Below are 21,430 nucleotides of genomic sequence, written 5' to 3'. Positions count from 1 at the left end.
CAGGACCCGGACGGTTCAGGCCCGGAACTCGCCCCAGCTGCTCTGCCCGGACACGAAGGGCGGCCGGATGGCCCGCTGGCCGGCCTGCCAGCCGCTGCGGGCGCCGGTCGGCTTCTTGTGCAGGCTGCCGGTCTCCTCGCGGAGCAGGCCGTGCAGCACGGCGGACACGGCCGCGGCCTCGACCGGGCTGATGCCGCGGGTCAGGAACCGCAGGTGCGCCGGAGCATCCGCGGGGGTGTCCTCCGGTGCGTCCGGTCGGGCGTTCTCTTCGTCTGCCATGGTCGCTCCCTACAGCGGGATGTTACCGTGCTTCTTGGGCGGCAGGCTCGAGCGCTTGGTGCGCAGGGCACGCAGCGCCTTGGTGATGGCGACCCGGGTGGCTGCCGGCTCGATGATCCCGTCGAGCTCGCCGCGTTCGGCGGCGAGGAACGGGCTCGCGACGTTGTAGGTGTACTCGTTGGCGAGGCGGGTGCGCACGGCGTTGACGTCCTCCTCCGCGGCTTCGGCTTTCTTGATCTCGGCGCGGTAGAGGATGTTCACGGCGCCCTGGCCACCCATCACGGCGATCTCGGCGGTCGGCCAGGCGAGGTTGATATCGGCTCCGAGCTGCTTGGAACCCATCACGATGTATGCGCCGCCGTACGCCTTCCGCAGGATCACGGTCACGAGCGGCACCGTCGCCTCTGCGTAGGCGTACAGCAGCTTCGCGCCGCGGCGGATGACGCCGGTCCACTCCTGATCGGTTCCGGGCAGGAAGCCGGGAACGTCGACGAGGGTGAGGATCGGGATCGAGAACGCGTCGCAGAACCGCACGAAACGGGCGGCCTTCTCGCCGGCCTGGATGTTGAGCGTCCCGGCCATGGCGTTGGGCTGGTTGGCGACGATGCCGACGGACCGGCCCTCGACGCGGGCGAAGCCGACGACGATGTTCGGGGCGAACAGCGGCTGCGTTTCGAGGAAGTCGCCGCGGTCGACGATGTGCTCGATCACGGTCTTGACGTCGTATGGCTGATTCGGCGAGTCAGGGATGATCGTGTTGAGCGCGCGGTCGGCATCCGTCGTCTCGAGCTCCACGTCGCTGTCGAAGACCGGAAGCTCGGCGAGGTTGTTGTCGGGCAGGAAACCGAGCAGGGTGCGGGCGTAGTCGAGCGCGTCGGCCTCATCGCTCGCGAGGTAGTGCGCGACACCGGAGACCTTGTTGTGGGTGAGCGCGCCGCCGAGCTCCTCCATTCCGACGTCTTCGCCGGTGACGGTCTTGATCACGTCGGGGCCGGTGACGAACATCTGGCTGATCTTGTCGACCATGATCACGAAGTCGGTGAGTGCGGGGGAGTAGACCGCGCCACCGGCGGCGGGGCCGCAGATGATCGAGATCTGCGGGATGACGCCGGAGGCTGCGGTGTTGCGGCGGAAGATCTCGCCGTACTTGCCGAGGGCTACGACACCCTCCTGGATGCGCGCTCCGCCGGAGTCGAGGATGCCGATGATCGGCACGCCCGTCTTGAGGGCGAGGTCCATCACCTTGATGATCTTGTCGCCGGCCACCTCGCCGAGCGATCCGCCGAAGATGGTGAAGTCCTGCGAGTAGACCGCGACCTGGCGCCCGTGGATCGTGCCGGTGCCGGTGACGACCGCGTCGCCGTACGGCCGCTTCTTCTCCATGCCGAAGCCGTGGGTGCGGTGGCGCACGAACTCGTCGAGTTCGACGAACGAGCCCTGGTCGAGAAGGAGCTCGATACGCTCGCGCGCGGTCATCTTGCCCTTGGCGTGCTGTTTTTCGATCGCCGCCTCACCGCTCGCGGTCACGGCTTCGTGATAGCGAATCTTGAGGTCGGCGAGCTTTCCAGCCGTCGTGTACAGATCTGGTCCCGAAACGGGCGAATTGTCACTCACGCCGTTCACTCTACCGGCCAGCCCTCGGCCCGGACCGTTGACGAAACCCTACAAAACCCGGCCCGATCGCTGGCCGTTCTGTTCCCCCGGGCGGGCATAACTCCTGCAGATTCCGCAAATTCGGTTCAAAATGTGGCATCGGGGGCATCTTCCGGGAGAATTGCAGGAAGCGGAAGTAGGTCAGATGCAGTTTCCACTCAGCCGTGAGGCGGTGAGCCGGTTCGACTACCTCGACGAGGCCGGGTCCACGAACGACGTGCTCGTCGGCCACGCGACGGGGGCGGATGCCGCCGGCTGGCCGCACCTGTCGACCGTCGTCACCGACAACCAGACCCGCGGCCGGGGCCGGCTCGGCCGCACCTGGCTCGCCCCCACCGGCAAGTCGCTCGCCATCTCCGTGCTGCTGCGCCCGCTCGTCGGAACAGGCGCCGGCGAGGGCACCCCGCTCCCGGTGGATCGCTTCGGCTGGTTCCCGCTCCTCGCCGGCGCCGCGATGACCATCGCCGTGCGCGCAGAGGTCGAGGCGAGCCTCGTCGCGGGCGCCCCGTCCGCCGGCACGTCGGCCGCCGGCCCCGACGACGGTGAACACCCCGCCCACGAGGTCACCCTGAAGTGGCCCAACGACGTGCTGATCGACGGCTACAAGGTGTCCGGCATCCTCTCAGAGCTGCTGCCGGACACCCGCGGGCTCGTGATCGGCACGGGCCTCAACCTCTCGCTCGACGAACACGACCTGCCCACGCTCACCTCGACCTCGCTGCTGCTCGTGACCGGCCGGGCCCCCGAGGCGGATGCCGTGCTCGCCCGCTACCTCATCGAACTCTCCCGTCTCACGGCCGAGTTCCTCGCGGTGAACGGGGACCCGGTCGCGAGCGGTCTCCTTGGCACCGTCACGGCACTGTGCGGCACCCTCGGCTCGAAGGTGCGGGTGCAACTGCCCGGCGGTGACGACCTCGTCGGGGTCGCGATCGCGCTCGACGAGTCGGGCCGGTTGATCGTGGAGAACCAGGCCACCGGCGAGCCGCAGGCCGTCGCGGCGGGCGATGTGACCCACCTGAGGTATTAATAGGGTCATGACGAACAACAGGGGGACGGGCCCGGCAGATCCGGGGGCTCCGGCCGAACGGGTCGTGGCCGCGCTGCGCCCGCACGGTCGCGTGCTGCTCTGGCCGACCCTTGCGCTGGTCGGCGTCTGCACGGCAACCGGGTATTTCTACGGCAACCTCGCGGAGCCGTGGCAGGACAGCGCCCTGCTCTGGGTCGCGGCTGCGGTCGTCGTGCTGGTCTGGCTCCTGCCGCTCGCGTCCTGGCTGAACCGGCGGTACACGATCACGACCCGGCGCATCATCTTCCGGCGCGGTTTCTTCGTGCGGACCCGGCAGGAGCTGCTGCACAGCCGTGGCTACGACGTGAGGGTGCGGACGACCTGGCTGCAGACCCTGAGCGGTTCCGGCGACGTGATCATCGCCTCCGGCTCCGAACGGCCGCTCGTGCTGAAGGACGTTCCCAATGCGACCCTGGTGCAGCGCGTGCTGCACGACCTCATCGAGCAGTCGCAGACCGGATTCGATTCGCGGCGGCGCGAGGAATCAGCGTTCGCTGCCGACCAGACGACCATCTGGAATGGTCGCTAGGCTCGCCGTCACCGGAGCGACAACGCGACGGTGCGGGGCGAAGACCCAGTAGCGGTAGAGCACGAAGCGGAAGATCGCGCCGAGGATGAGGCCGATCACGTTCGAGGAGATGTTGTCGGCGACGACGCTGGTGTGGCCGAGCACGTAGTGGCTCACCCACAGGCAGGCGAGTCCGATGCCCATACCGACGAGGCTGACGCCGAAGAATTCGATTCCTTCGCGGAGGGTCTGGGACTGGCGGCTCTTGCCGAAGGTCCAGTACCGGTTCCCGATCCAGTTCACGGCGATGGCGAGGATGGTCGAGACGACCTTGGCGTAGATCGGCCCGGCGTGGACCAGGTGCGGATCGAAGACCGTGGTGCGGAGCAGATTGAACACCGAGAAGTCGACGGCGAAGCCGACGAGTCCCACGGCGCCGAAGCTCGCGATCTGAATCGCGAGGGCGACGAGCCGTGCTGATTTTCCCGAGGTAATCGGCATACATCCATCCGGTCTATGGGCGAAGATAGAACAACAATCCACGAGTCTACGGCGCGTACACCGCCTCAGACTGAAAATCGGTGCGTCCGAAAATGAAGGGTCGCACAGAAATCGGTGACGAAATGAGCACGACAGTCGGCGTAATCGGGGGCGGCCAGCTGGCCAGGATGCTGATCCCCGCTGCGGTGAACCTCGGGATCGACCTGCGTGTCCTGGCCGAGGCCGACGGCATGTCGGCCGGCCTCGCCGCGACGAGGGTGGGGGACTATCACGACCTCGACACGGTCCTCGCCTTCGCCGAGACCGTCGACGTGATCACCTTCGACCATGAGCACGTGCCCCAGGCCGTGCTCCGTGAACTCGTCGCCCGCGGGGTCACCGTGCGCCCGGGACCGGAGGCCCTCGTCTTCGCCCAGGACAAGATCGAGATGCGCCGGCGCCTCGGCGAGCTCGGGCTCCCGGTTCCGGACTGGGCGGCTGTCGAGAACACGGCTGAGCTCGCCGTCTTCATCGCCGACCACGGCGGCCGCGCCGTTGTCAAGACGCCGCGGGGCGGCTACGACGGCAAGGGCGTGCGGGTGGTCACGCACAAGCACGAGGTCGACGACTGGTTCATCGCGCTCGCCGAGGACGCCAACGGCGGCGCCCTGCTTGTCGAGGAGCACGTGCCGTACACCCGGGAGCTGGCCCAGCTCGTGGCCAGGCGCCCGTCCGGCCAGGTCGCCGTCTGGCCCGTCGTCGAGACCGTGCAGCGCGACGGCGTCTGTGCAGAAGTGATCGCCCCCGCGCCGCTGTCGAGCGGACGACTCGCGGCGGTCGCCGCCGACATCGCCGTCAGGGTCGCGGAGGGCATCGGCGTGTGCGGCGTGATGGCCGTCGAGCTCTTCGAGACGACGGATGAGCGCCTCCTGATCAATGAGCTGGCGATGCGCCCGCACAACAGCGGCCACTGGTCGATCGAAGGATCGACCACGAGCCAGTTCGAACAGCACCTCCGTGCCGTCCTCGACCTCCCGCTCGGTGCGACGACGCCGCGCGACGAGTGGTCGGTGATGGTGAACATCCTCGGCGGACCCGCTGAAGGCACGCTCGCCGATCGGTATCCGGCGGCTTTCGCCGCGCATCCGTCGGCGAAGGTGCACAACTACGGGAAGGACCCGCGACCCGGCCGCAAGGTCGGCCATGTCACCGTGGGAGGGGCGGATCTGGACGACGTCGCCTATGAAGCGCGTGCCACTGCGGCGTTTTTTCAGGACTGACACCTAAGATCGACTGCGTGCCCGAGAACCCCATAGCAACCACCCCGCTGTCGGAGAACCGAGAAACGCCCCCGGTGCCGCACGCGCCGCTCGTCGGCGTCGTCATGGGCTCCGATTCCGACTGGCCGGTTATGAGCGACGCCGCGCAGCTCCTGCGCGACTTCGGGATTGACTACGAAGTCCAGGTGGTGTCCGCGCACCGCACGCCCAGGAAGATGATCGCCTATGGCGAAGACGCCCACGGGCGCGGCCTCAAGGTCATCATCGCCGGCGCCGGCGGTGCAGCGCACCTCCCCGGCATGCTCGCCGCCGTCACCGCGCTTCCCGTGGTCGGCGTTCCCGTTCCACTCAGCCGGCTCGACGGCCTCGACTCCCTGCTCTCGATCGTGCAGATGCCGGCCGGAGTGCCTGTCGCGACCGTCTCCATCGGCGGGGCCCGTAACGCGGCGCTCATCGCCGTGAAGATCCTGGCCCTCTCCGACGCCGGCCTGCACGACAAGCTCCTCGCCTACGCACTCGACCTTGCCGCACAGGTCGAACAGAAGAATTCGGATCTCCAAGCCAAGCTATGAGCATCGCCACCAATCCGATCAGGAACCCGGAATCCGGGTCCGCCCGTGTGATGACAAAACGGGCCTGGTGGCTCGTGCTGCTGAACGTCGTCCTGCCCGGCTCGGCGCAAGTGCTCGCCGGCAGTCGCAGCCTCGGCCGGTTCGGCCTGCGCTGCACGTTCACCCTGATCGGCCTTGTCGTGATCGTGGGGCTCGCCTACCTGTTCTGGCCTGAGTTCGTGCTCACGGCTTTCACCAACTCGATCGGGCTCTGGGTCGCCGCAGCGGTACTGGTGTTCTACGGCATCGTCTGGGTCGTGCTGACCCTCGACACCCTCCGGCTCGTGCGCCTCGTCAAGGCGGGCCCCGGTGCCCGCCCCCTCATCGCCGGATTCGCGACCGTGATCATGGTCGTCATCGCCGGAACGGCCGGCTACGGCGCCTACGTCGCCGCGACGGCGAGCGACTTCCTGTCCTCGGTCTTCGTGGCCGGGCCGACGGTCCCTCCGGTTGACGGGCGCTACAACATCATGCTTCTCGGCGGCGACGCCGGAGCCGACCGGTCTGGTCTCCGCCCGGACAGCATCACCGTGGCGAGCATCGACGCGACCACGGGCCAGGTCACCATGATCGGCCTGCCCCGCAACCTCGCATACGTGCCCTTCGTAGCGAATTCCCCGCTCGCCGCCGAGTATCCCAAGGGATACGGATACCACGACACCTGCCGGGTCGACGCGTGCATGCTCAACTCGATCTACACCGAGGTCGAGCTGAAGAGCCCCGAGATGTACCCGAAGGCCATCGATGCCGGCAGCGAGCCCGGTATCGAGGGCATGCGGGACGCCGCAGAGGGCATCACCGGGCTGACCATCCAGTACTACGGGCTCATCGACATGCAGGGCTTCTCCGAGCTCATCGACGCGCTCGGCGGCGTCGACATCAACGTGACCGAACGCGTGCCGGTCCACACCGACGACACCTTCACCACCGTGCTGTTCTGGTTCGAGCCGGGCATGCAGCACATGGACGGCTACCACGCACTCTGGTACGCCCGCTCGCGGCACGGCACGAGCGACTACAGTCGCATGGAGCGCCAGCACCAGCTTCAGGAGGCGATCCTCGCCCAGGCCAGCCCCGCCAACGTGCTCGCCAAGTTCGAGTCCGTGGCCTCAGCCGGGTCCCAGGTCGTCAAGACCGACATCCCGCAGAGCATGCTCGGCTACTTCGTGACGCTCGCCGCCAAGTCCAAGACCCACCCGATCAACACGGTCGAGCTGACCCCGGCGAACAACGTCGACCCGGAGAATCCCGACTACGACGTGATCAGGTCACTGATAGACGCCGCCCTCACCCCGGCCACGGCGACACCCACCCCATAGCGGTATCCATTTCTCCCCATTCTGGACCCGCCGCACCACGGCGTTCGAGTGCAGTGAGACCGATACCGACACCGAGATCATCTGGCGCGTCACCGCCGAGAACCCCAGTCATCCCCTGACCGTCGGCATGCGCAACTCCGGCTGCGAGTACGGCGCCTACTGAGCGGCGTGGAAGAATGGTAACCTCGACCGTCCCGCCGCGCTGAACAAGGGCCTCATGATTTCCGCCGTGCATTGACACACTTGTGAAGATCTGCCTGATGTTCTCTTGCGTGCGACTGGAGGGCGTCTCGGTGCGGCGAAAATGGCAGCCTGCGACGCGGACAGAGGACACGACGCACCCGTGTACGTGCTCGGGAATACCGTGAAACAAGGGACCAGAGTCGCGATGTTGGAAACCAGGACGCCATGAGGCTATTAGCCCAGGGGCCGCGGATCGTTTCAGGCGCGCGGACTCGGGTATCCCGAGCGCAACGGCGTCTTCGACCGATAGGTGATTGGCTCTTCGGCCCCGAAGACGCTCACTCGACCTGGCTGAAGTTTGTGCCGACTTGGCTTGTGCTCCTCATCCTGGGCTTCATCACCACCTACAGTCGATTACCCCCTGGCTCCCGCAATGTTCTATGGGCCGAAGACGGCGCGGTTTTCGTTGCCCGGGCTCTCGAAGGCAGTCCTTTGGCGTCATTTCTCGAGCCCTACGCCGGGTACATGCACGCCTTCCCTCGAATAGTTGCTTCGATCGCGGTGAACGTTGTGCCATTGGCCTATGTTCCCCTAGCTTTGACCGTCGCGGCGTGCCTTTTGACGGCCTTCGTTTCAGCCTTCGTCTACATATTGCTTCAGCCACGGATACCGGCCAAAGTACCCAGGTTCGCTGTCTGGCTTGGCGTTGTCACGTTGCCCATCGCAAACGTCGAGGTCATTGGCAGCCTTGCGAATTCGCATTGGTATCTTCTAGTTGGGCTGATCGTCGTGCTTGTGACGAGCCAGCATCATCCGGCGATTCTGATCGCGTCAGGAGTCGTCGTTGCTCTTGCCGTTCTCAGCGATCCCTTGTCTGGAGTCTTTCTGCCGATCGTTCTCGTGAGACTCATTGCATTGCGGAGTCCGCGCCAGCTGGTTGTCCCTGTGATCTATCTCGTGAGTCTCGGCATACAACTCGAAGTGGTCTTGGGCTCGAGTTTGGGTGAGGCCAGGGCGCTGCCGACCGTTCCAGGGTTGGTCCGCTCGACCATCTTCCGGGTATTCCTCGTTGGACTGAGTGGCGAGTCGGGGGCGGCGGCGGCATACCTGAGCTGGGGAGTTCTTTCCCTGTTAATGGCCATAATTCTCGTTCTAACGGCGGTGGTCTGGACTATGCTGCGCGGTGGGCAGCTGGGCGGTCTCGCGTTCTTGTCCACGGGCACCGCACTCGTCTTCTTCGCCGCATCCGCGTCAATCCGGTGGACTACGAAGTTTGATCCCGCCACCGGTATCACCTGGGAGGGCAGTCGATACTCCATACTTCCCATAACTTTGGTTCTCATTAGCCTGGCGGCGGCGGCGGCAGTATGGAAGCAGCGAAGAAAGAGCCTCATCGTGGGCGCATCCGCTGGAGTCGTGCTGATAGCGCTTCTTTCGATCATTGCTTTACCTGATTTTGCGGTAACAGCTCGGGAACCACAGCGTGCGTGGGTTGCTGAAGTCGCAGAGGCTCAACAGGCGTGCCGCACGCTCCCAGGATCGCAGGCCGTTGGGTTGCCAATCGCACCTGGTGGATGGAAAGTCCTGACGACATGCGACGTGGTGCGCGGCGCCCGCTAGTGACCAGGGATGAGACCGGCGCCCACGGCCAACGGTTTCACAGACTGTGTGCGTGGATGCCTTGCTCGGCACCTACAGGTCGGCGTGCAGCTGCCAGACACGCTCGGCCGAATCCCGCCAGCTGAAAGCCTTCGCCCGGTCGCCGCCGTAGACGCGCAGCCTCTGGACGAGGGCCCGGTCGGTCAGGACCCGGGCGATTGCCTCGGCGAGGCGTTCGGGGTACCCGGCGGCATCCTCGCGCTCGACGACGAGACCGGCATCGCCGCCTGCCTCGAGGAGAGCGGGAGCGTCGGAGTGCACGACCGGGGTGCCGAGGTGGAAGCCCTGGATGATGGGCAGCGCGAACCCCTCCTCGAGGCTCGGGACGACCAGCACGTTCGCGCGGGCGATCACGACGGCGAGTTCCTCGTCGGTGAGCGCGGACATCGCCCGCACCCGTCCCGGCGTGAGTCCGGCCTCTTCGGCGACGGAACCGAGGTCGACTTCGCCCCAGGTGCCCGGTCCGACGACGATCAGGGGAAGGTCCGGAGCGCCGGGCAGGCCGAGGGCCGTGATGAGGGCTGTGACGCCCTTACGCGGCTCGAGCGTTCCGACGGTCACGATGTATTCGGACGGCAGGTCGAGTGCCGTGGCGAGCAGCTCAGTGGCCGAAGAGTTGGACGGCAGCCGGAAGCCGGTGCCGACGGCGCCCCCGATGACGCGCACCCGGTCGCCGAGGTCGACGATCTCCGCGAGTTGCGCGGCGACGGCATGGCTCGGCACGACGATCGCGTCCGCGTGCTTCCGCGCCCGCTTCATCCGCGCTTTCGTCCAGGCAACGGTCGTCGGGGTCAGTGCCTCAGGATGCGTCCATGCGAGCACGTCGTGCACGGTCAAAGCGACCTGCGTGTGGTCGTTCACCCGGTCGTGACGGCGCAGCGGAGCCATCAGGCCCGGCGCGTGGATCATGCCGGGCCCGGGGGAAGTGGTCACCCCGAGCTGCCACGCCGCGGCGAGCTCTCGGCGGGGGAGTGCTGTCTTGTAGAGCCCGGCGAGCCCGGGCAGGGCCGCCTCGATGGCGGCGTACTGCTCGGGCTGCGACGCGGAGACGATCCCCTCAACCTCGCAGTTGAGCGGAGCGCTCGCGATGAGCGCCCGGGTCAGCTCCTCGGTGTATCGACCGATCCCGCCGGGAACCGGCGCGATCATCTGGTCGACGATAACCCGCAGTGTGATCATTCGGTTTCGAGGACGCCTTCGGCCACGGCCTGGGTGAGGGCGTCGTGCCAGTCGCGCATGGGGGTGAGTCCGGCTGTGGTCCAGGCATCGTGGCCGAGTACGGAGTAGGCCGGGCGGGGTGCCGGCCGCACGAAGGAGGCCCCGTCGGTCGGGTGCACCCGGGCGGGTTCCAGGCCGTTGGCTTCGAGTACGGCCTGGGCGAAGCCGAACCAGCTCGTGACACCGGAGTTGGTGCCGTGGTAGATGCCGGCGGGGGCATCCGCGTCGAGCAGGGCGACGATCTGCGTGGCGAGGTCGACGGTCCAGGTGGGCTGGCCGACCTGGTCCTCGACCACGTTCAGGGTGGGGTGGGTGGCGGCGAGCTTCAGCATGGTCTTGGGGAAGTTCGGGCCGTTCTTCCCGTAGAGCCATGCGGTGCGCACGATGTAGGTTTTGCCCGGGTTCTCGGCGAGGACGAATTCCTCGCCGGCGGCCTTGGTGCGCCCGTAGGCGGAGATCGGTGCGGCGGGTGCGTCCTCCTGGTAGGGGGACTCGGCGTTGCCTTCGAAGACGTAGTCGGTAGAGATCTGCACGAGGCGCGCACCGGTTGCTTTCGCGGCGCGGGCGAGGTTGCGCGGTCCGACCGCGTTCAGCAGGTAGGCGGCGTCCTCGTTCGTTTCGGCGTCGTCGACCTTCGTGTACGCGGCCGCGTTGATCACGACGTCGAACCCGGTGACGGCCGCCTGGACGGCGGCTTCATCGGTGATGTCGAGTTCGCCACGGTCGAATGCGGTCACGTCTCGCCCGGTCAGGGCTTTCTGCAGGTCGCGGCCGAGCATCCCGGCGGCGCCGGTGATCAGGTACCGGGTCATGAGCTCAGTGCTGCGCGGGCCTTGAGGGGTTCCCACCAGGTGCGGTTGTCGCGGTACCACTGCACGACGTCGGCGAGGCCTTTCTCGAAGGGGACCTGCGGGGCGTAGCCGAGTTCGGCCTGGATCTTGGTGATGTCCACCGAGTAGCGCAGGTCGTGGCCGAGTCGGTCAGCGACCCGGTCGACGTAGGACCAGTCCTTGCCGGTGGAGTCCAGCAGCAGCTGGGTGAGTTCGAGGTTGGTCAGTTCGGTGCCGCCGCCGATGTTGTAGATCTCTCCGGCGCGACCGCCGACGAGGACCATCGCGATCGCGCGGGTGTGGTCGTCCACGTGCAGCCAGTCGCGGATGTTGTTGCCCGCCCCATACAGGGGAACGTGCTTGTCATCGATCAGGTTCGTCACGAACAACGGGATGACCTTCTCGGGGAAGTGGTACGGGCCGTAGTTGTTCGAGCAGCGCGTGATCGACACGTTCAACCCGTGGGTGCGGTGGTATGAGCGGGCGAGCAGGTCGCTGCCGGCCTTGGACGCGGAATACGGGGAGTTGGGTTCCAGGGCGCGTTCCTCGTTCCAGGAGCCCTCCGCGATCGACCCGTAGACCTCATCCGTGGACACGTGCACGAACCGGGCCAGGTTATGGCGGAGCGCGGCGTCGAGGAGCTGCTGGGTGCCGAGAACGTTGGTCTCGACGAAGATGGAGGCGTCGCGCACGGACCGGTCCACGTGTGACTCGGCCGCGAAGTGCACAACCGCGTCCAGGGACGGGAAGATCGTGTCGAGCAACGCCGCGTCGCGGATGTCGCCGTGCACGAACGAGTACCGGGGGGAATCGGCGATCGGCGCAAGGTTGGCCAGGTTGCCCGAATACGTCAGAGCGTCCAGGACGACGACCTCGGCCCCTTCCAGACCCGGGTAGGCGTCTTCGATGGTGCGACGAACAAAGTTGGAGCCGATGAAACCGGCGCCGCCGGTAACGAGGATCTTCATATAAGAGGTGACCATTCCGTTTGCTGAAAGTATCGCTTCAATGCTACCGGTACCCGCTTGGTAGACTTCTGCGCGTGCAGATCCGCGAACTCTCCATCCCCGATTCCTACGAAATCACTCCGAAGCAGTTCGGCGACGACCGGGGGGTGTTCCTGGAATGGGGCAGGTTCGACCGCCTCGAGGAGTCGATCGGGCACAAGCTCAACGTGGTGCAGGCGAATACGAGTGTCTCCAAGCGTGGTTCGGTGCGCGGCATCCACTTCGCGGACATTCCGCCGAGCCAGGCCAAGTACGTCACCGCGACCTATGGCGCCGTCCTCGACTACATCATCGACATCCGGGTCGGTTCACCGACGTTCGGCCAGTGGGACAGCGTCCTCCTCGATGACACCGACCGTCGTGCCGTCTACATCGCCGAGGGAATCGGGCACTGCTTCGTCGCCCTGACCGACAACGCCACCGTCAGCTACCTCGTGACGGCCCCGTTCAACCCGGGCCGCGAACACGGCATCAACCCGCTCGACACCGACATCGGCCTGGTGTTCCCGCCCGAGGCCGGCGAACTCCTGCTCTCCCCGAAAGACACCGACGCCCCCGGGCTGGCCGAGTCCGCCGCGAACGGGCTTCTCCCGACCTGGGCAGACGCGAAGGCCTTCTACGCGGCACTGAACGAAGGAAACTAGACATGCGCGGAATCATCCTCGCCGGCGGCTCCGGCACACGCCTGTGGCCGATCACCAAGGGCATCTCCAAGCAGCTGATGCCCATCTACGACAAGCCCATGATCTACTACCCCTTGTCGACGTTGATGATGGCCGGGATCAAGGAAATCCTCGTCATCACGACCCCGGAATACAACGACCAGTTCCGGGCCCTCCTCGGCGACGGTTCCACCCTGGGCATCCGCATCGAGTACGCCGTTCAGGAATCCCCGGACGGTCTCGCCCAGGCGTTCATCATCGGCGAGGAGTTCATCGGCGACGACAGCGTCGCCCTTGTCCTCGGCGACAATATCTTCCACGGTGCCGGCCTCGGCTCCGCCCTGCGCAACAACACCGAAATAGACGGGGCACGCATCTTCGCCTACCACGTCAGTAACCCCACGTCCTATGGCGTCGTCGAATTCGACGACAACATGACCGCCATCTCTATCGAGGAAAAGCCGGCCAAGCCCAAGAGCAACTACGCGGTTCCGGGTCTTTACTTCTATGACAACTCCGTCATCGAGATCGCCAAGTCCATCGAGCCCAGCGCTCGAGGCGAATTGGAGATCAGCACTGTCAACGAGCGCTACCTCGAGGCAGGCAAGCTCCAGGTCCAGGTTCTCGATCGCGGCACCGCCTGGCTCGACACCGGCACCTTCAAGTCGATGATGCAGGCCTCCGAGTACGTGCGCGTCATCGAAGACCGCCAAGGCCACAAGGTCGGCTGCATCGAAGAGATCGCCTGGCGCGCCGGCTGGATCGATACCAAGCAGCTTGCCGTGCTCGCGGCCCCTCTCCAGAAAAGCGGCTACGGGAAGTACTTGAGCAGCCTGGTCGCTTCCGTCTAGCTGTACTGAGTCATGACGTTGGTGCCACTCGACTGATGGGGGTTGTTCCGATGCCGGTGTGGATGCGTTCGGTGTTGTAGCAGCAGTGCGGTTTGATGAGGCCGGCGGCCGTGGGCACAAGCCCGAAGTGTCACCAACGTCCCGGCCGGGTGTACCTAGCGCGGCAGTGCTATTTTGCCGGGGTGATCTGACCGTGCTCGTAGAGCCACGTCAAATCTGAGCCAAGCAAGTCCGGAGACCACTGATCGTCGATCGGCTTCGATAATTCTGCCGGGTCGAATTGGCCGTTCTTGATCTGGGTCAGAGCCCCTTCGATCCGGGCGCGGCTGGTCGCTTCTCGGTCCGCCTGCCGATGCGCGTCATCCCTCAAAAACATGGCATTGAAGCCGATAAGGCAGAGAACGAGAGCATAGACGAGTGCCCTCTGAACTCGTCCTTTGATTGATGCGGAGTTCAAAATGACCCCAAATGCCGGAACGAGGAGAGTGATCAACACATATGCATAGCGACTGGATCCGGCCGTTGAAATGCCCAGGTTCATCCTGGAGTACGTCGTGAGTGCTGCGAACACTACAGAACCGATTGCAAGCGCATAGGCGATCAGCTGAGGCGAGCGAACTCCGATGCGGACGCTGACGAAGAACCAGCTGACCACTGCCAGGCACGGAATGACGCCAAGCACGATGAGGGGAAGGGCATGCCCGAAACCGACACCGAACATTGCGAAGAAGAACTGCAGTGCCGAGTCGACATCCGCCACTGAATGTATCCCGGACGCGGGCACAGCTGAGAGTCTGCCGAAGTCCCAGTACCAGGAGAGGTAGATGACAGCTGCGGGAAGGAGGAGAAAGGCTGTGCGCCGAAAGCCATGCCGGAACCATCCGACGAGGCCGGCCGCAACCAAGACGGGAATCGCGGTTCCGGAAAACATGGGCGCGAGGACCGACAGCACGATGATAGATACTCGTGCAGTGATGGTGAGTTGTTTGCGGTCGAGAAGAAGGATCGCGCCCAGACCGAGCGCGATCGCTCCCATAAACCCAAACTGGAATGCCCAGAGGAGATTCTCAGAAGCGGCGCCGAGGAGCATTAGAAAGATACTCAGCAGCGTCGCGAGCCAGGGAAGCACACCGATCCGACTCAGAATTCGCCAGACCACGTGCACCACTGCGAGATGAGCGATGACAGCAAGGGCGAGAAACGGCAGGTAGCTGTCGAGTCCGATCGAGTTGCGGAGCAGTGGAAACAATACGGCCGGTATGAGATTCCAATGACCGACATGAGGGAGCATGAAATCTGTGTCGAGCCTGGGGGCGAGAATGGCCCAGTCGTCGCCGAAGAACCACTGGGTTCTACCAATGAAGAGGATCAGCACAAAACTGGCGACGAGTGCGAAGTAGTGAACAGCCTGCGGTCCGATGAGCCACCTGGGCACCGTTCGCGCAGCGAGACCGGGATTTGATTCGTATCTGGACATGTGCTGCAAACATATCGAACTTAGGGCACGGCCATCGACGGCGGCCTGCCGCGGCGGGGGTCTGGTAGCATACCAAAGTTGCCAATCAACCATCCTCGGAGGTCTCGTGGCGTCATCACTGCACCGCGCGGCCCTCGTTCTATACGAGCGGATTCTGCGATACGCACTCAAGTTCGGCGTCGTCGGACTACTGGGTTACGCCATCGATGTCGGCGTCTTCAACCTGTTGAGTGTTGGAGCGCTGGGGGAGGATCACTTCTTTCAGAGCCCGCTCGGAGCGAAGATCGTCTCGGTCACCATTTCCACGGTCGTGACGTGGGTGGGCAACCGTTATTGGACGTTCCGGGAGCACCGTAGGGAAAATTTCATCCTCGAATTCGTCGAATTCAGCGTGATTGCCTTGGTGGGCATGGGGATCAGTCTCTTCTGCCTCTATCTCTCGCACTACGTATTCGGGTTCACCAGCCTCCTCGCCGACAACATCTCGGCGAACGTCATCGGACTGGTGATCGCCACCAGTTTCCGTTTTCTCCTCTACCGGTTCTGGGTCTATGCACCCACTCGTTCGGACGGTCTCACCGCCCGGACACTCCGGGCGGAGTTGGAATCCGAGGACGTCAGCGAAAGCAACGCCGTCGCGGCGAGTGCCGTGCCGGCAGGAAAGTAAGGCCGGAGCCTTAGATTAGGGTGGACATGTCCATCACTCGCGGGCGTTTGCCTGCACAAACCAAGGAGCCGATTCGTTTGACATCTCAATTCGAGCACGACGTCGTTGTCGTTGGAGGTGCTGGACACGTTGGTCTTCCCCTTGCAATCGCACTCGCGAGCCGCGGCGCTCGGGTCGGCATCTACGATCTCAGTGAAAAAGCAGTTGCGACTGTCAACGCGGGAACTATGCCGTTCGTCGAGCCCGGCGCAGAGCCCATGCTCACCCAAGCCCTCGCTGACGGAAAGCTGGTCGCATCCACTGATGCCGGCATCGTCGCCACCGCACAGACAATCATCGTTGTCATCGGGACACCGGTTGACGAACACCTCAACCCCGATCCCAACGCCATCCCCGACGCTCTCGGTTCATGCAGCGCTTACTTCCGTGATGGCCAGCTCCTCGTGCTTCGGAGCACCGTTTATCCGGGCGTCACGGCACTCGTCGAACGTATGATCGCGGATCTTGGCGTGGATATCGAGGTGGCGTTCTGCCCGGAGCGTATTGCAGAGCACCGTGCGATGACCGAACTGTTCAGCCTGCCTCAGATCGTTTCGTCACATACCGAGTCTGGTCGTAGTCGTGCAGCCGAACTCTTCGGCACACTGACCGAGACAATCGTGCACCTTGAACCTGAGGAGGCTGAGCTCGCCAAGCTTTTCACGAACACGTGGCGGTACATCAAGTTCGCCGCGGTCAATCAGTTCTACATGATGGCGAACAACCGCGGACTCGACTTCGAACGGATCAGGGCTGGCCTCACCCAGGACTACCCTCGGGCGAGTGACATGCCGGGTGCCGGATTCGCAGCCGGCCCCTGCCTGTTCAAGGACACCATGCAGCTTGCCGCCTTCAGCGACAACACGTTCACCCTCGGCCACTCGGCCATGCTGGTGAATGAAGGACTTCCTCTGTATGTCGTGAGCCAGTTGGAAAAGCGCTTCGATCTGTCGACGATGACCGTCGGGATACTCGGAATGTCTTTCAAGGCGGGATCCGACGATATCCGTTCGAGCCTTTCGTACAAGCTCCGTCGGGTTCTGAAATTCAAAGCGAAGGCTGTCCTCGGTACGGACCCGTACGTCAGTGAGGAAACCGATGACACTCTGCTCCCGCTCGATCTGGTACTGGAGAAGGCCGACATCCTCGTGATTGCCACCCCGCATCCGGAGTACCGCGGAATTCGGACGGACAAGCCCGTCGCCGACGTCTGGAACCTGCTCGGCAACGGAGTGCTGGTTTGACTCAGGTGGCACCTCGCGTTTCAATCGTCATCCCTGCTTACAACGAGGGTGAGGACATCGTGGTCGGACTGGACCGTATTGTCGCAGCCGTTCACAGCGATGCCGAGATACTCATTGTGGTCGACGCGGACACGGACACGACGATCGGCCCGGTCGAGCGTTACTCGGAGATCGTTCCGTTCGTGAAATACCTGGTCAACGACTACGGACGGGGGCCGGCGTATGCGATTCGATATGGGATCGATCACGCCGTTGCCCCCACTGTGGTCGTCACAATGGCCGACGGCTGTGACGACCCTCGTCAGATTGATGACCTCGTGATGCTCGTGGAGCGCGGAGTTGTGGTGGCCGCAGCTTCGCGATATATGGCAGGTGGCCAGCAGGTGGGCGGTCCTCGGCTGAAGAATTTTCTCTCCAGGATGGCGGGACAGTCATTGCACCTCCTGACCAATTCAGGAACCAGGGACGCTACCAACTCATTCAAGGCCTATGACGCCGACTTCGTCCGATCCGTCGGAATCGATAGCAGGGACGGTTTTGAAATTGGAATCGAACTCACCGCCAAAGCTCGGCGCCTCCGACTTCCGGTTGCCGAAATTCCCACCATCTGGCTCGATCGCACCGCAGGGGAGTCTAATTTCAAGTTGGCGAAATGGATTCCCAAGTACCTCAAGTGGTACCGGTTCGCATTCGGCCCGCGTCTGACCGTCGATCAGCTCAACTCAACCAAGAAGAAGGACAGCACAGTATGAAAAAAGTAGTCGTCACAGGATCTGCCGGTTTCATCGGTGGTTACATCGTTGAGGAATTGCTTCGACAGGGCTACCAGGTCGTCGGAGTGGACAACTATTCCAAGTATGGAAAAGTCGTCAAGTCCTACGACTCCAACCCGAACTACGAACTCTTCGTTGACGATGTCCAGAACACCGAATTGATGACCCGTCTCCTTTCGGACGCAGACCACTTCATCGCCGGCGCGGCATTGATCGGTGGAATCTCCTATTTCCACACCTATCCGTATGACCTCCTCGCTCAGAATGAGCGCATCATCGCGTCTTCGGTCGACGCCGCCATTGAGGCGCACAAAGCCGGTCGCCTGAAGAAGGTCACGTACATGTCGAGTTCGATGGTCTTCGAGTCCACGGACCGCTGGCCGAGCAAGGAGGGTGACGAGCGCCTCGTACCGCCGCCCCTGTCCTCCTACGGATTCCAGAAGCTCGCGGTCGAGTACTTCGCCATCGCAGCCTGGGACCAGTACAAGCTGCCCTACACGATTCTCCGCCCGTTCAACTGTGTGGGAATCGGCGAGACCCGTGCGCTGGGCGATGTCGAGATCGATTCCGGAAACGTGAAGCTCGCCATGAGCCACGTCGTTCCGGACCTCGTACAGAAGATCGTTCGCGGTCAGGACCCGATCCACATTCTCGGGAGTGGTGACCAGGTCCGTCACTATACCTATGGCGGAGACCTTGCACGCGGTATCGTCAGCAGCTTGGAGAATCCGGCGGCGATCAACAACGACTTCAACATGTCGACCCCGGCCGGACACAACGTCAAGGAACTCGCGGAGGTCATCTGGCGCAAGATCAAGGGACCGGATGCGCCGATCAGCTTCATCAGCGACGAAGGATTCGAGCACGACGTGCAGAAGCGCGTCCCCGACGTGACCAAGGCCCGAGACCTCCTCGGGTTCGAGGCGGCGACGTCCCTCGATGACATGCTCGATGAGGTCATCCCGTGGATTCAGACCGCAATCGAAGACGGTCGAATCTAACCGAAACCTTCGCCCTGCTCGAGTCTCCGGACTCGAGCAGGGCGTTGTCGATTCAGCGCGCAGCTACAGGCGCGTGTGTCTTTCGGCGACACGCGAACGTGCCTCCAGGCCCAGTGCCAGCGCGACTCGCAGCGGCCACAGGAACGGTCCGGGGTACTTCTTAAAGAGGAATCGTTTGGCGCTGTCGTGATGTGCCCTGATCATCCGAGAAGATTCCGTATGCGTGGAATGTGCGCCCGTGTGCACGACGGTAGCGCTCGGAAGGTAGACGTTGCGGAGGCCGAGCCTGCCGATGCGATAGCCAAGGTCCACATCTTCGAAATACATGAAATAGCTCTCATCGAAGCCATGCAGCTGATCCAGAACCGAACGGCGAACCATCAGAAACGCGCCTGAGAGCCACCCGGCGTCTCTCTGGATCAGGACCGTGGTGCTGTCACGTCGATACCGTCGGGTCCAGGGATTGGACGGCCAGATGTTCGCGAAGAGGGCATGGCCGACACCGGAGCGGAGAGACGGGATGGCCCGTGCCGACGGATACACCTCACCGTCGGAGGAGAGGATTCGCGGGCCGATCGCGGCGATCGCGGCATCGGATTCAGCTGTGGCCAGCAGAGAGTCAATACTCCCCGGGGCAACGACAACATCGGGGTTGCTCACAACAACCCATTCGATCTCAGGCGGCAACTTCTTGACCGCTTCATTGATGGCGTGGCCGTATCCGCGATTCGATTCCATCGGGAGATACTCCGCTGCAAAGTCTGCGGAAATGGATGCTACGTCAGCGGGGGCCGCGCTTGGCTTGTTGTCCGCGACCAGCACCCTGAGAGGCACCACTGCTGCTCGCGACAGAGACGCCAGAAAGGGACGGAGGACCAGCTCGGAGCCGTAGCTCACCGTAACGACGGCCACGCGCGCTGCTGCGACGGGTGGGTTCAGTTCGGTGGCCATAGGCTTCCCATCATAGTTCTAGGCTAGATTGATCTGCGGCCATCCCGACCGGCCGCTCAGCGAGGGTACATGCGATATTTGAAAGAAGTTCTTGATTCGAGAGAACTGCTGGCCAATCTCACCCTCCGTGAGATCAGAGGCCAATACAAGCGAACCATTTTTGGCCAGCTGTGGTCGCTGGTGAATCCGCTTGCGACGATGTTGGTGTACACCATTGTCTTCGCGTTCATCCTCAGAGTGACACCTCCGCCCGGAAACCCCAGCGGATTGAACATCTTCGCCGTCTGGCTTCTGTGCGGGCTGTTGCCTTGGGCATTCTTCGCGAATGTGGTTCAGCAGGGCATGGGGTCCATCCTGGGCAACGCTGGACTCGTTCAGAAGGTCTACTTCAGCCGAATTGTTTTACCCCTCTCCAAGGTGGGCTCCGTAGGCTATAACTGGCTCTTCGAAATGGGCGTTCTCCTTATCGTTCTGGTCATCTGCGGTTCCTTCGTGTGGCCCTGGGTTCCTCTGGTCGTACTGATGATGGTTCTCCTGGCCCTATTTTCTGCCGGAGTCGCACTGGTTCTCGCTGTGGCAAACGTTCACTTCCGGGATACTCAGTACCTCGTCGGAATCGTCATGCAGATCTGGATGTACCTGACTCCCGTGATCTACCCGATTAGCCTCGTCGAAGATCAGTCGAACAAGTACGGAGGACTCTTCGGAACATCGATTACGATTCTTGATATCTACCGAATCAATCCCTTGGAGCGGTTTGTGGCGGTATTCCGGCAGTTACTCTACGACAACAGATGGCCAAATGGCGAGGACTTCCTCCTCTGCGTGGTGTGGTCCGCTGTGGCCCTTGTCGTTGGTGTCTGGTTCTTCCGCAAGGGCGAGAAAGGTCTGGCGGAAGCGCTATGAATGAGATTGCAGTTACCGTTGATCACCTGAGCAAGAAGTTCAGGCTTTATCACGAGCGAAACCAGTCGATCAAATCCGCGGTCATGCGCGGTCGACGTTCCATCCATGAGGACTTCTGGGCGCTCAAGGACGTGAGTTTTGAGGTACCGACCGGCTCGACATTCGGCTTGATCGGAAGCAACGGATCCGGGAAATCGACGCTTCTGAAGTGTCTTGCCAAGATCTACGCCCCGGAGAAGGGCTCAATAACGTATGGCGGCAAGATTGCTGCACTGCTCGAGGTCGGATCCGGTTTCCATCCGGAGCTGTCCGGGCGGGAGAATGTCTTCCTGAACGGGTCGATCCTCGGGATGTCCAAGAAGGAAGTCACTCGAAAGTTCGATGAGATCGTCGACTTCTCCGGTGTGGAGCAGTTCATCGACCAGCCCGTGAAGAATTATTCCTCGGGCATGTATGTGCGGCTGGGTTTCGCCATCGCCATCAACGTCGATCCGGACATTCTGGTTGTGGACGAGGTGCTGGCCGTTGGTGACGCGGAATTCCAAGAGAAGTGCAAGCAGAAGTTCATCGATTTCAAGACCGCCGGCCGAACGGTCATTCTGGTCAGCCACTCCATGAGTATGGTGAGCGATATGTGTGACCGTGCTGCGTGGTTGAACCACGGCGAGCTCGTCACGGATGGGGATGCTCAGGCCACGATCGACTCCTATCTCGCGTCCTTGCCCGGGGGCGCCGCAGCCTAGACATCCCGCCCATGCCACTGGGG

22 protein-coding genes are annotated in these 21,430 nt (G+C 63.3%); 14 read left to right on the top strand and 8 right to left on the bottom strand.

Annotation, left to right across the window (positions count from 1 at the left end):
- Nucleotides 1-15: 15 nt before the first annotated feature.
- Nucleotides 16-279, bottom strand: coding sequence for a hypothetical protein (locus QN357_RS00235; RefSeq protein ID WP_322189440.1), 264 nt, complete (start codon nucleotides 277-279; stop codon nucleotides 16-18).
- A gap of 9 nt (nucleotides 280-288) precedes the next feature.
- Nucleotides 289-1,902: an acyl-CoA carboxylase subunit beta gene (locus QN357_RS00230; protein ID WP_416172932.1), complete on the bottom strand. Its 1,614-nt coding sequence runs from the start codon at nucleotides 1,900-1,902 to the stop codon at nucleotides 289-291.
- 175 nt (nucleotides 1,903-2,077) lie between these two features.
- Between QN357_RS00230 and QN357_RS00225 the strand changes: the two genes are divergently transcribed.
- Nucleotides 2,078-2,959, top strand: coding sequence for a biotin--[acetyl-CoA-carboxylase] ligase (locus QN357_RS00225; RefSeq protein ID WP_322189441.1), 882 nt, complete (start codon nucleotides 2,078-2,080; stop codon nucleotides 2,957-2,959).
- Between the two features lie 7 nt (nucleotides 2,960-2,966).
- On the top strand, nucleotides 2,967-3,527 hold the full coding sequence (locus QN357_RS00220; protein ID WP_322136415.1) for a PH domain-containing protein: 561 nt from the start codon (nucleotides 2,967-2,969) through the stop codon (nucleotides 3,525-3,527).
- Here the strand turns inward: QN357_RS00220 and QN357_RS00215 are convergent.
- A complete protein-coding gene (locus QN357_RS00215) occupies nucleotides 3,483-4,007 on the bottom strand; it encodes a GtrA family protein (RefSeq protein WP_322136414.1) in 525 nt (174 codons plus the stop codon). The genes QN357_RS00220 and QN357_RS00215 overlap by 45 nt on opposite strands.
- A gap of 122 nt (nucleotides 4,008-4,129) precedes the next feature.
- Between QN357_RS00215 and QN357_RS00210 the strand changes: the two genes are divergently transcribed.
- The 4 genes from QN357_RS00210 (at nucleotide 4,130) to QN357_RS00195 (ending at nucleotide 8,999) form a co-directional block, all read left to right on the top strand.
- Nucleotides 4,130-5,266, top strand: a complete 1,137-nt coding sequence (locus QN357_RS00210; protein WP_322189442.1) for a 5-(carboxyamino)imidazole ribonucleotide synthase — start codon at nucleotides 4,130-4,132, stop codon at nucleotides 5,264-5,266.
- 104 nt (nucleotides 5,267-5,370) lie between these two features.
- The gene (gene purE / locus QN357_RS00205; protein WP_323504278.1) at nucleotides 5,371-5,838 is read left to right on the top strand and encodes a 5-(carboxyamino)imidazole ribonucleotide mutase; all 468 of its coding nucleotides are present in this window, start codon (nucleotides 5,371-5,373) and stop codon (nucleotides 5,836-5,838) included.
- Nucleotides 5,835-7,196 carry an LCP family protein gene (locus QN357_RS00200; RefSeq protein ID WP_323504274.1) on the top strand — a complete coding sequence of 454 codons (1,362 nt, stop codon included), beginning with the start codon at nucleotides 5,835-5,837 and terminating at the stop codon, nucleotides 7,194-7,196. The genes purE and QN357_RS00200 overlap by 4 nt, the downstream gene beginning before the upstream one ends.
- Before the next feature lie 558 nt (nucleotides 7,197-7,754).
- A complete protein-coding gene (locus QN357_RS00195; protein ID WP_323504273.1) occupies nucleotides 7,755-8,999 on the top strand; it encodes a hypothetical protein in 1,245 nt (414 codons plus the stop codon).
- A 72-nt stretch (nucleotides 9,000-9,071) separates the two neighbouring features.
- Here the strand turns inward: QN357_RS00195 and QN357_RS00190 are convergent, their stop codons facing one another.
- The 3 genes from QN357_RS00190 to rfbB are packed head-to-tail and all read right to left on the bottom strand — an operon-like array spanning nucleotide 9,072 to nucleotide 12,054.
- Complete coding sequence (locus tag QN357_RS00190) at nucleotides 9,072-10,217, bottom strand: glycosyltransferase family 1 protein (protein WP_323504272.1); 1,146 nt, start codon at nucleotides 10,215-10,217, stop codon at nucleotides 9,072-9,074.
- Nucleotides 10,214-11,068, bottom strand: coding sequence for a dTDP-4-dehydrorhamnose reductase (gene rfbD, locus QN357_RS00185; protein ID WP_323504271.1), 855 nt, complete (start codon nucleotides 11,066-11,068; stop codon nucleotides 10,214-10,216). Before rfbD ends, QN357_RS00190 begins: the two co-directional genes overlap by 4 nt.
- Complete coding sequence (rfbB, locus tag QN357_RS00180) at nucleotides 11,065-12,054, bottom strand: dTDP-glucose 4,6-dehydratase (protein ID WP_323504270.1); 990 nt, start codon at nucleotides 12,052-12,054, stop codon at nucleotides 11,065-11,067. The genes rfbD and rfbB overlap by 4 nt, the downstream gene beginning before the upstream one ends.
- A 74-nt stretch (nucleotides 12,055-12,128) precedes the next feature.
- On the opposite strand from rfbB, the gene QN357_RS00175 reads away from it, so the two are divergent.
- Entirely contained in the window at nucleotides 12,129-12,737 is a 609-nt protein-coding gene (locus QN357_RS00175) for a dTDP-4-dehydrorhamnose 3,5-epimerase family protein (protein ID WP_134558227.1), read from the top strand.
- Nucleotides 12,738-12,739: 2 nt separating this feature from the next.
- Nucleotides 12,740-13,606, top strand: a complete 867-nt coding sequence (rfbA, locus tag QN357_RS00170) for a glucose-1-phosphate thymidylyltransferase RfbA (protein WP_323504269.1) — start codon at nucleotides 12,740-12,742, stop codon at nucleotides 13,604-13,606.
- Between the two features lie 169 nt (nucleotides 13,607-13,775).
- Here rfbA and QN357_RS00165 read toward each other — a convergent pair whose 3' ends face one another.
- The gene (locus tag QN357_RS00165; protein ID WP_323504268.1) at nucleotides 13,776-15,083 is read right to left on the bottom strand and encodes a hypothetical protein; all 1,308 of its coding nucleotides are present in this window, start codon (nucleotides 15,081-15,083) and stop codon (nucleotides 13,776-13,778) included.
- Between the two features lie 106 nt (nucleotides 15,084-15,189).
- Between QN357_RS00165 and QN357_RS00160 the strand changes: the two genes are divergently transcribed.
- Genes QN357_RS00160 through QN357_RS00145 form a run of 4 tightly spaced genes read left to right on the top strand, consistent with a single transcriptional unit; the run spans nucleotide 15,190 to nucleotide 18,807 of the window.
- Complete coding sequence (locus QN357_RS00160) at nucleotides 15,190-15,750, top strand: GtrA family protein (RefSeq protein WP_323504267.1); 561 nt, start codon at nucleotides 15,190-15,192, stop codon at nucleotides 15,748-15,750.
- A 26-nt stretch (nucleotides 15,751-15,776) separates the two neighbouring features.
- The gene (locus QN357_RS00155) at nucleotides 15,777-17,033 is read left to right on the top strand and encodes a nucleotide sugar dehydrogenase (RefSeq protein ID WP_323504266.1); all 1,257 of its coding nucleotides are present in this window, start codon (nucleotides 15,777-15,779) and stop codon (nucleotides 17,031-17,033) included.
- A gap of 5 nt (nucleotides 17,034-17,038) precedes the next feature.
- On the top strand, nucleotides 17,039-17,785 hold the full coding sequence (locus tag QN357_RS00150; protein ID WP_323504277.1) for a glycosyltransferase family 2 protein: 747 nt from the start codon (nucleotides 17,039-17,041) through the stop codon (nucleotides 17,783-17,785).
- Nucleotides 17,782-18,807 carry an NAD(P)-dependent oxidoreductase gene (locus QN357_RS00145; protein WP_323504265.1) on the top strand — a complete coding sequence of 342 codons (1,026 nt, stop codon included), beginning with the start codon at nucleotides 17,782-17,784 and terminating at the stop codon, nucleotides 18,805-18,807. Before QN357_RS00150 ends, QN357_RS00145 begins: the two co-directional genes overlap by 4 nt.
- A gap of 63 nt (nucleotides 18,808-18,870) precedes the next feature.
- Here QN357_RS00145 and QN357_RS00140 read toward each other — a convergent pair whose 3' ends face one another.
- Nucleotides 18,871-19,758 carry a glycosyltransferase family 2 protein gene (locus QN357_RS00140; RefSeq protein WP_323504264.1) on the bottom strand — a complete coding sequence of 296 codons (888 nt, stop codon included), beginning with the start codon at nucleotides 19,756-19,758 and terminating at the stop codon, nucleotides 18,871-18,873.
- Between the two features lie 69 nt (nucleotides 19,759-19,827).
- On the opposite strand from QN357_RS00140, the gene QN357_RS00135 reads away from it, so the two are divergent.
- Together QN357_RS00135 and QN357_RS00130 are read left to right on the top strand one after the other, a co-directional pair.
- Nucleotides 19,828-20,664: an ABC transporter permease gene (locus QN357_RS00135; protein WP_323504263.1), complete on the top strand. Its 837-nt coding sequence runs from the start codon at nucleotides 19,828-19,830 to the stop codon at nucleotides 20,662-20,664.
- Nucleotides 20,661-21,407, top strand: coding sequence for an ABC transporter ATP-binding protein (locus QN357_RS00130; protein WP_323504262.1), 747 nt, complete (start codon nucleotides 20,661-20,663; stop codon nucleotides 21,405-21,407). Before QN357_RS00135 ends, QN357_RS00130 begins: the two co-directional genes overlap by 4 nt.
- Nucleotides 21,408-21,430: the final 23 nt, after the last annotated feature.

It is taken from the genome of Cryobacterium sp. RTC2.1 (assembly GCF_035018685.1).
Classification (GTDB): Bacteria; Actinomycetota; Actinomycetes; order Actinomycetales; family Microbacteriaceae; genus Cryobacterium; species Cryobacterium glucosi.
This window is presented reverse-complemented; position numbering and strand designations above follow the sequence as displayed.

Bases quoted from the DNA above. Each gene is read 5' to 3' on its own strand.
- QN357_RS00200 (WP_323504274.1), top strand. From the start codon at position 5,835: ATGAGCATCGCCACCAATCCGATCAGGAACCCGGAATCCGGGTCCGCC.
- rfbD (WP_323504271.1), bottom strand. From the start codon at position 11,068: ATGACCCGGTACCTGATCACCGGCGCCGCCGGGATGCTCGGCCGCGAC.
- QN357_RS00190 (WP_323504272.1), bottom strand. From the start codon at position 10,217: ATGATCACACTGCGGGTTATCGTCGACCAGATGATCGCGCCGGTTCCC.
- QN357_RS00140 (WP_323504264.1), bottom strand. From the start codon at position 19,758: ATGGCCACCGAACTGAACCCACCCGTCGCAGCAGCGCGCGTGGCCGTC.
- purE (WP_323504278.1), top strand. From the start codon at position 5,371: ATGGGCTCCGATTCCGACTGGCCGGTTATGAGCGACGCCGCGCAGCTC.
- QN357_RS00165 (WP_323504268.1), bottom strand. From the start codon at position 15,083: ATGTCCAGATACGAATCAAATCCCGGTCTCGCTGCGCGAACGGTGCCC.
- QN357_RS00235 (WP_322189440.1), bottom strand. From the start codon at position 279: ATGGCAGACGAAGAGAACGCCCGACCGGACGCACCGGAGGACACCCCC.
- rfbB (WP_323504270.1), bottom strand. From the start codon at position 12,054: ATGAAGATCCTCGTTACCGGCGGCGCCGGTTTCATCGGCTCCAACTTT.
- QN357_RS00155 (WP_323504266.1), top strand. From the start codon at position 15,777: ATGTCCATCACTCGCGGGCGTTTGCCTGCACAAACCAAGGAGCCGATT.
- QN357_RS00135 (WP_323504263.1), top strand. From the start codon at position 19,828: ATGCGATATTTGAAAGAAGTTCTTGATTCGAGAGAACTGCTGGCCAAT.
- QN357_RS00210 (WP_322189442.1), top strand. From the start codon at position 4,130: ATGAGCACGACAGTCGGCGTAATCGGGGGCGGCCAGCTGGCCAGGATG.
- QN357_RS00220 (WP_322136415.1), top strand. From the start codon at position 2,967: ATGACGAACAACAGGGGGACGGGCCCGGCAGATCCGGGGGCTCCGGCC.
- rfbA (WP_323504269.1), top strand. From the start codon at position 12,740: ATGCGCGGAATCATCCTCGCCGGCGGCTCCGGCACACGCCTGTGGCCG.
- QN357_RS00130 (WP_323504262.1), top strand. From the start codon at position 20,661: ATGAATGAGATTGCAGTTACCGTTGATCACCTGAGCAAGAAGTTCAGG.
- QN357_RS00225 (WP_322189441.1), top strand. From the start codon at position 2,078: ATGCAGTTTCCACTCAGCCGTGAGGCGGTGAGCCGGTTCGACTACCTC.
- QN357_RS00215 (WP_322136414.1), bottom strand. From the start codon at position 4,007: ATGCCGATTACCTCGGGAAAATCAGCACGGCTCGTCGCCCTCGCGATT.
- QN357_RS00145 (WP_323504265.1), top strand. From the start codon at position 17,782: ATGAAAAAAGTAGTCGTCACAGGATCTGCCGGTTTCATCGGTGGTTAC.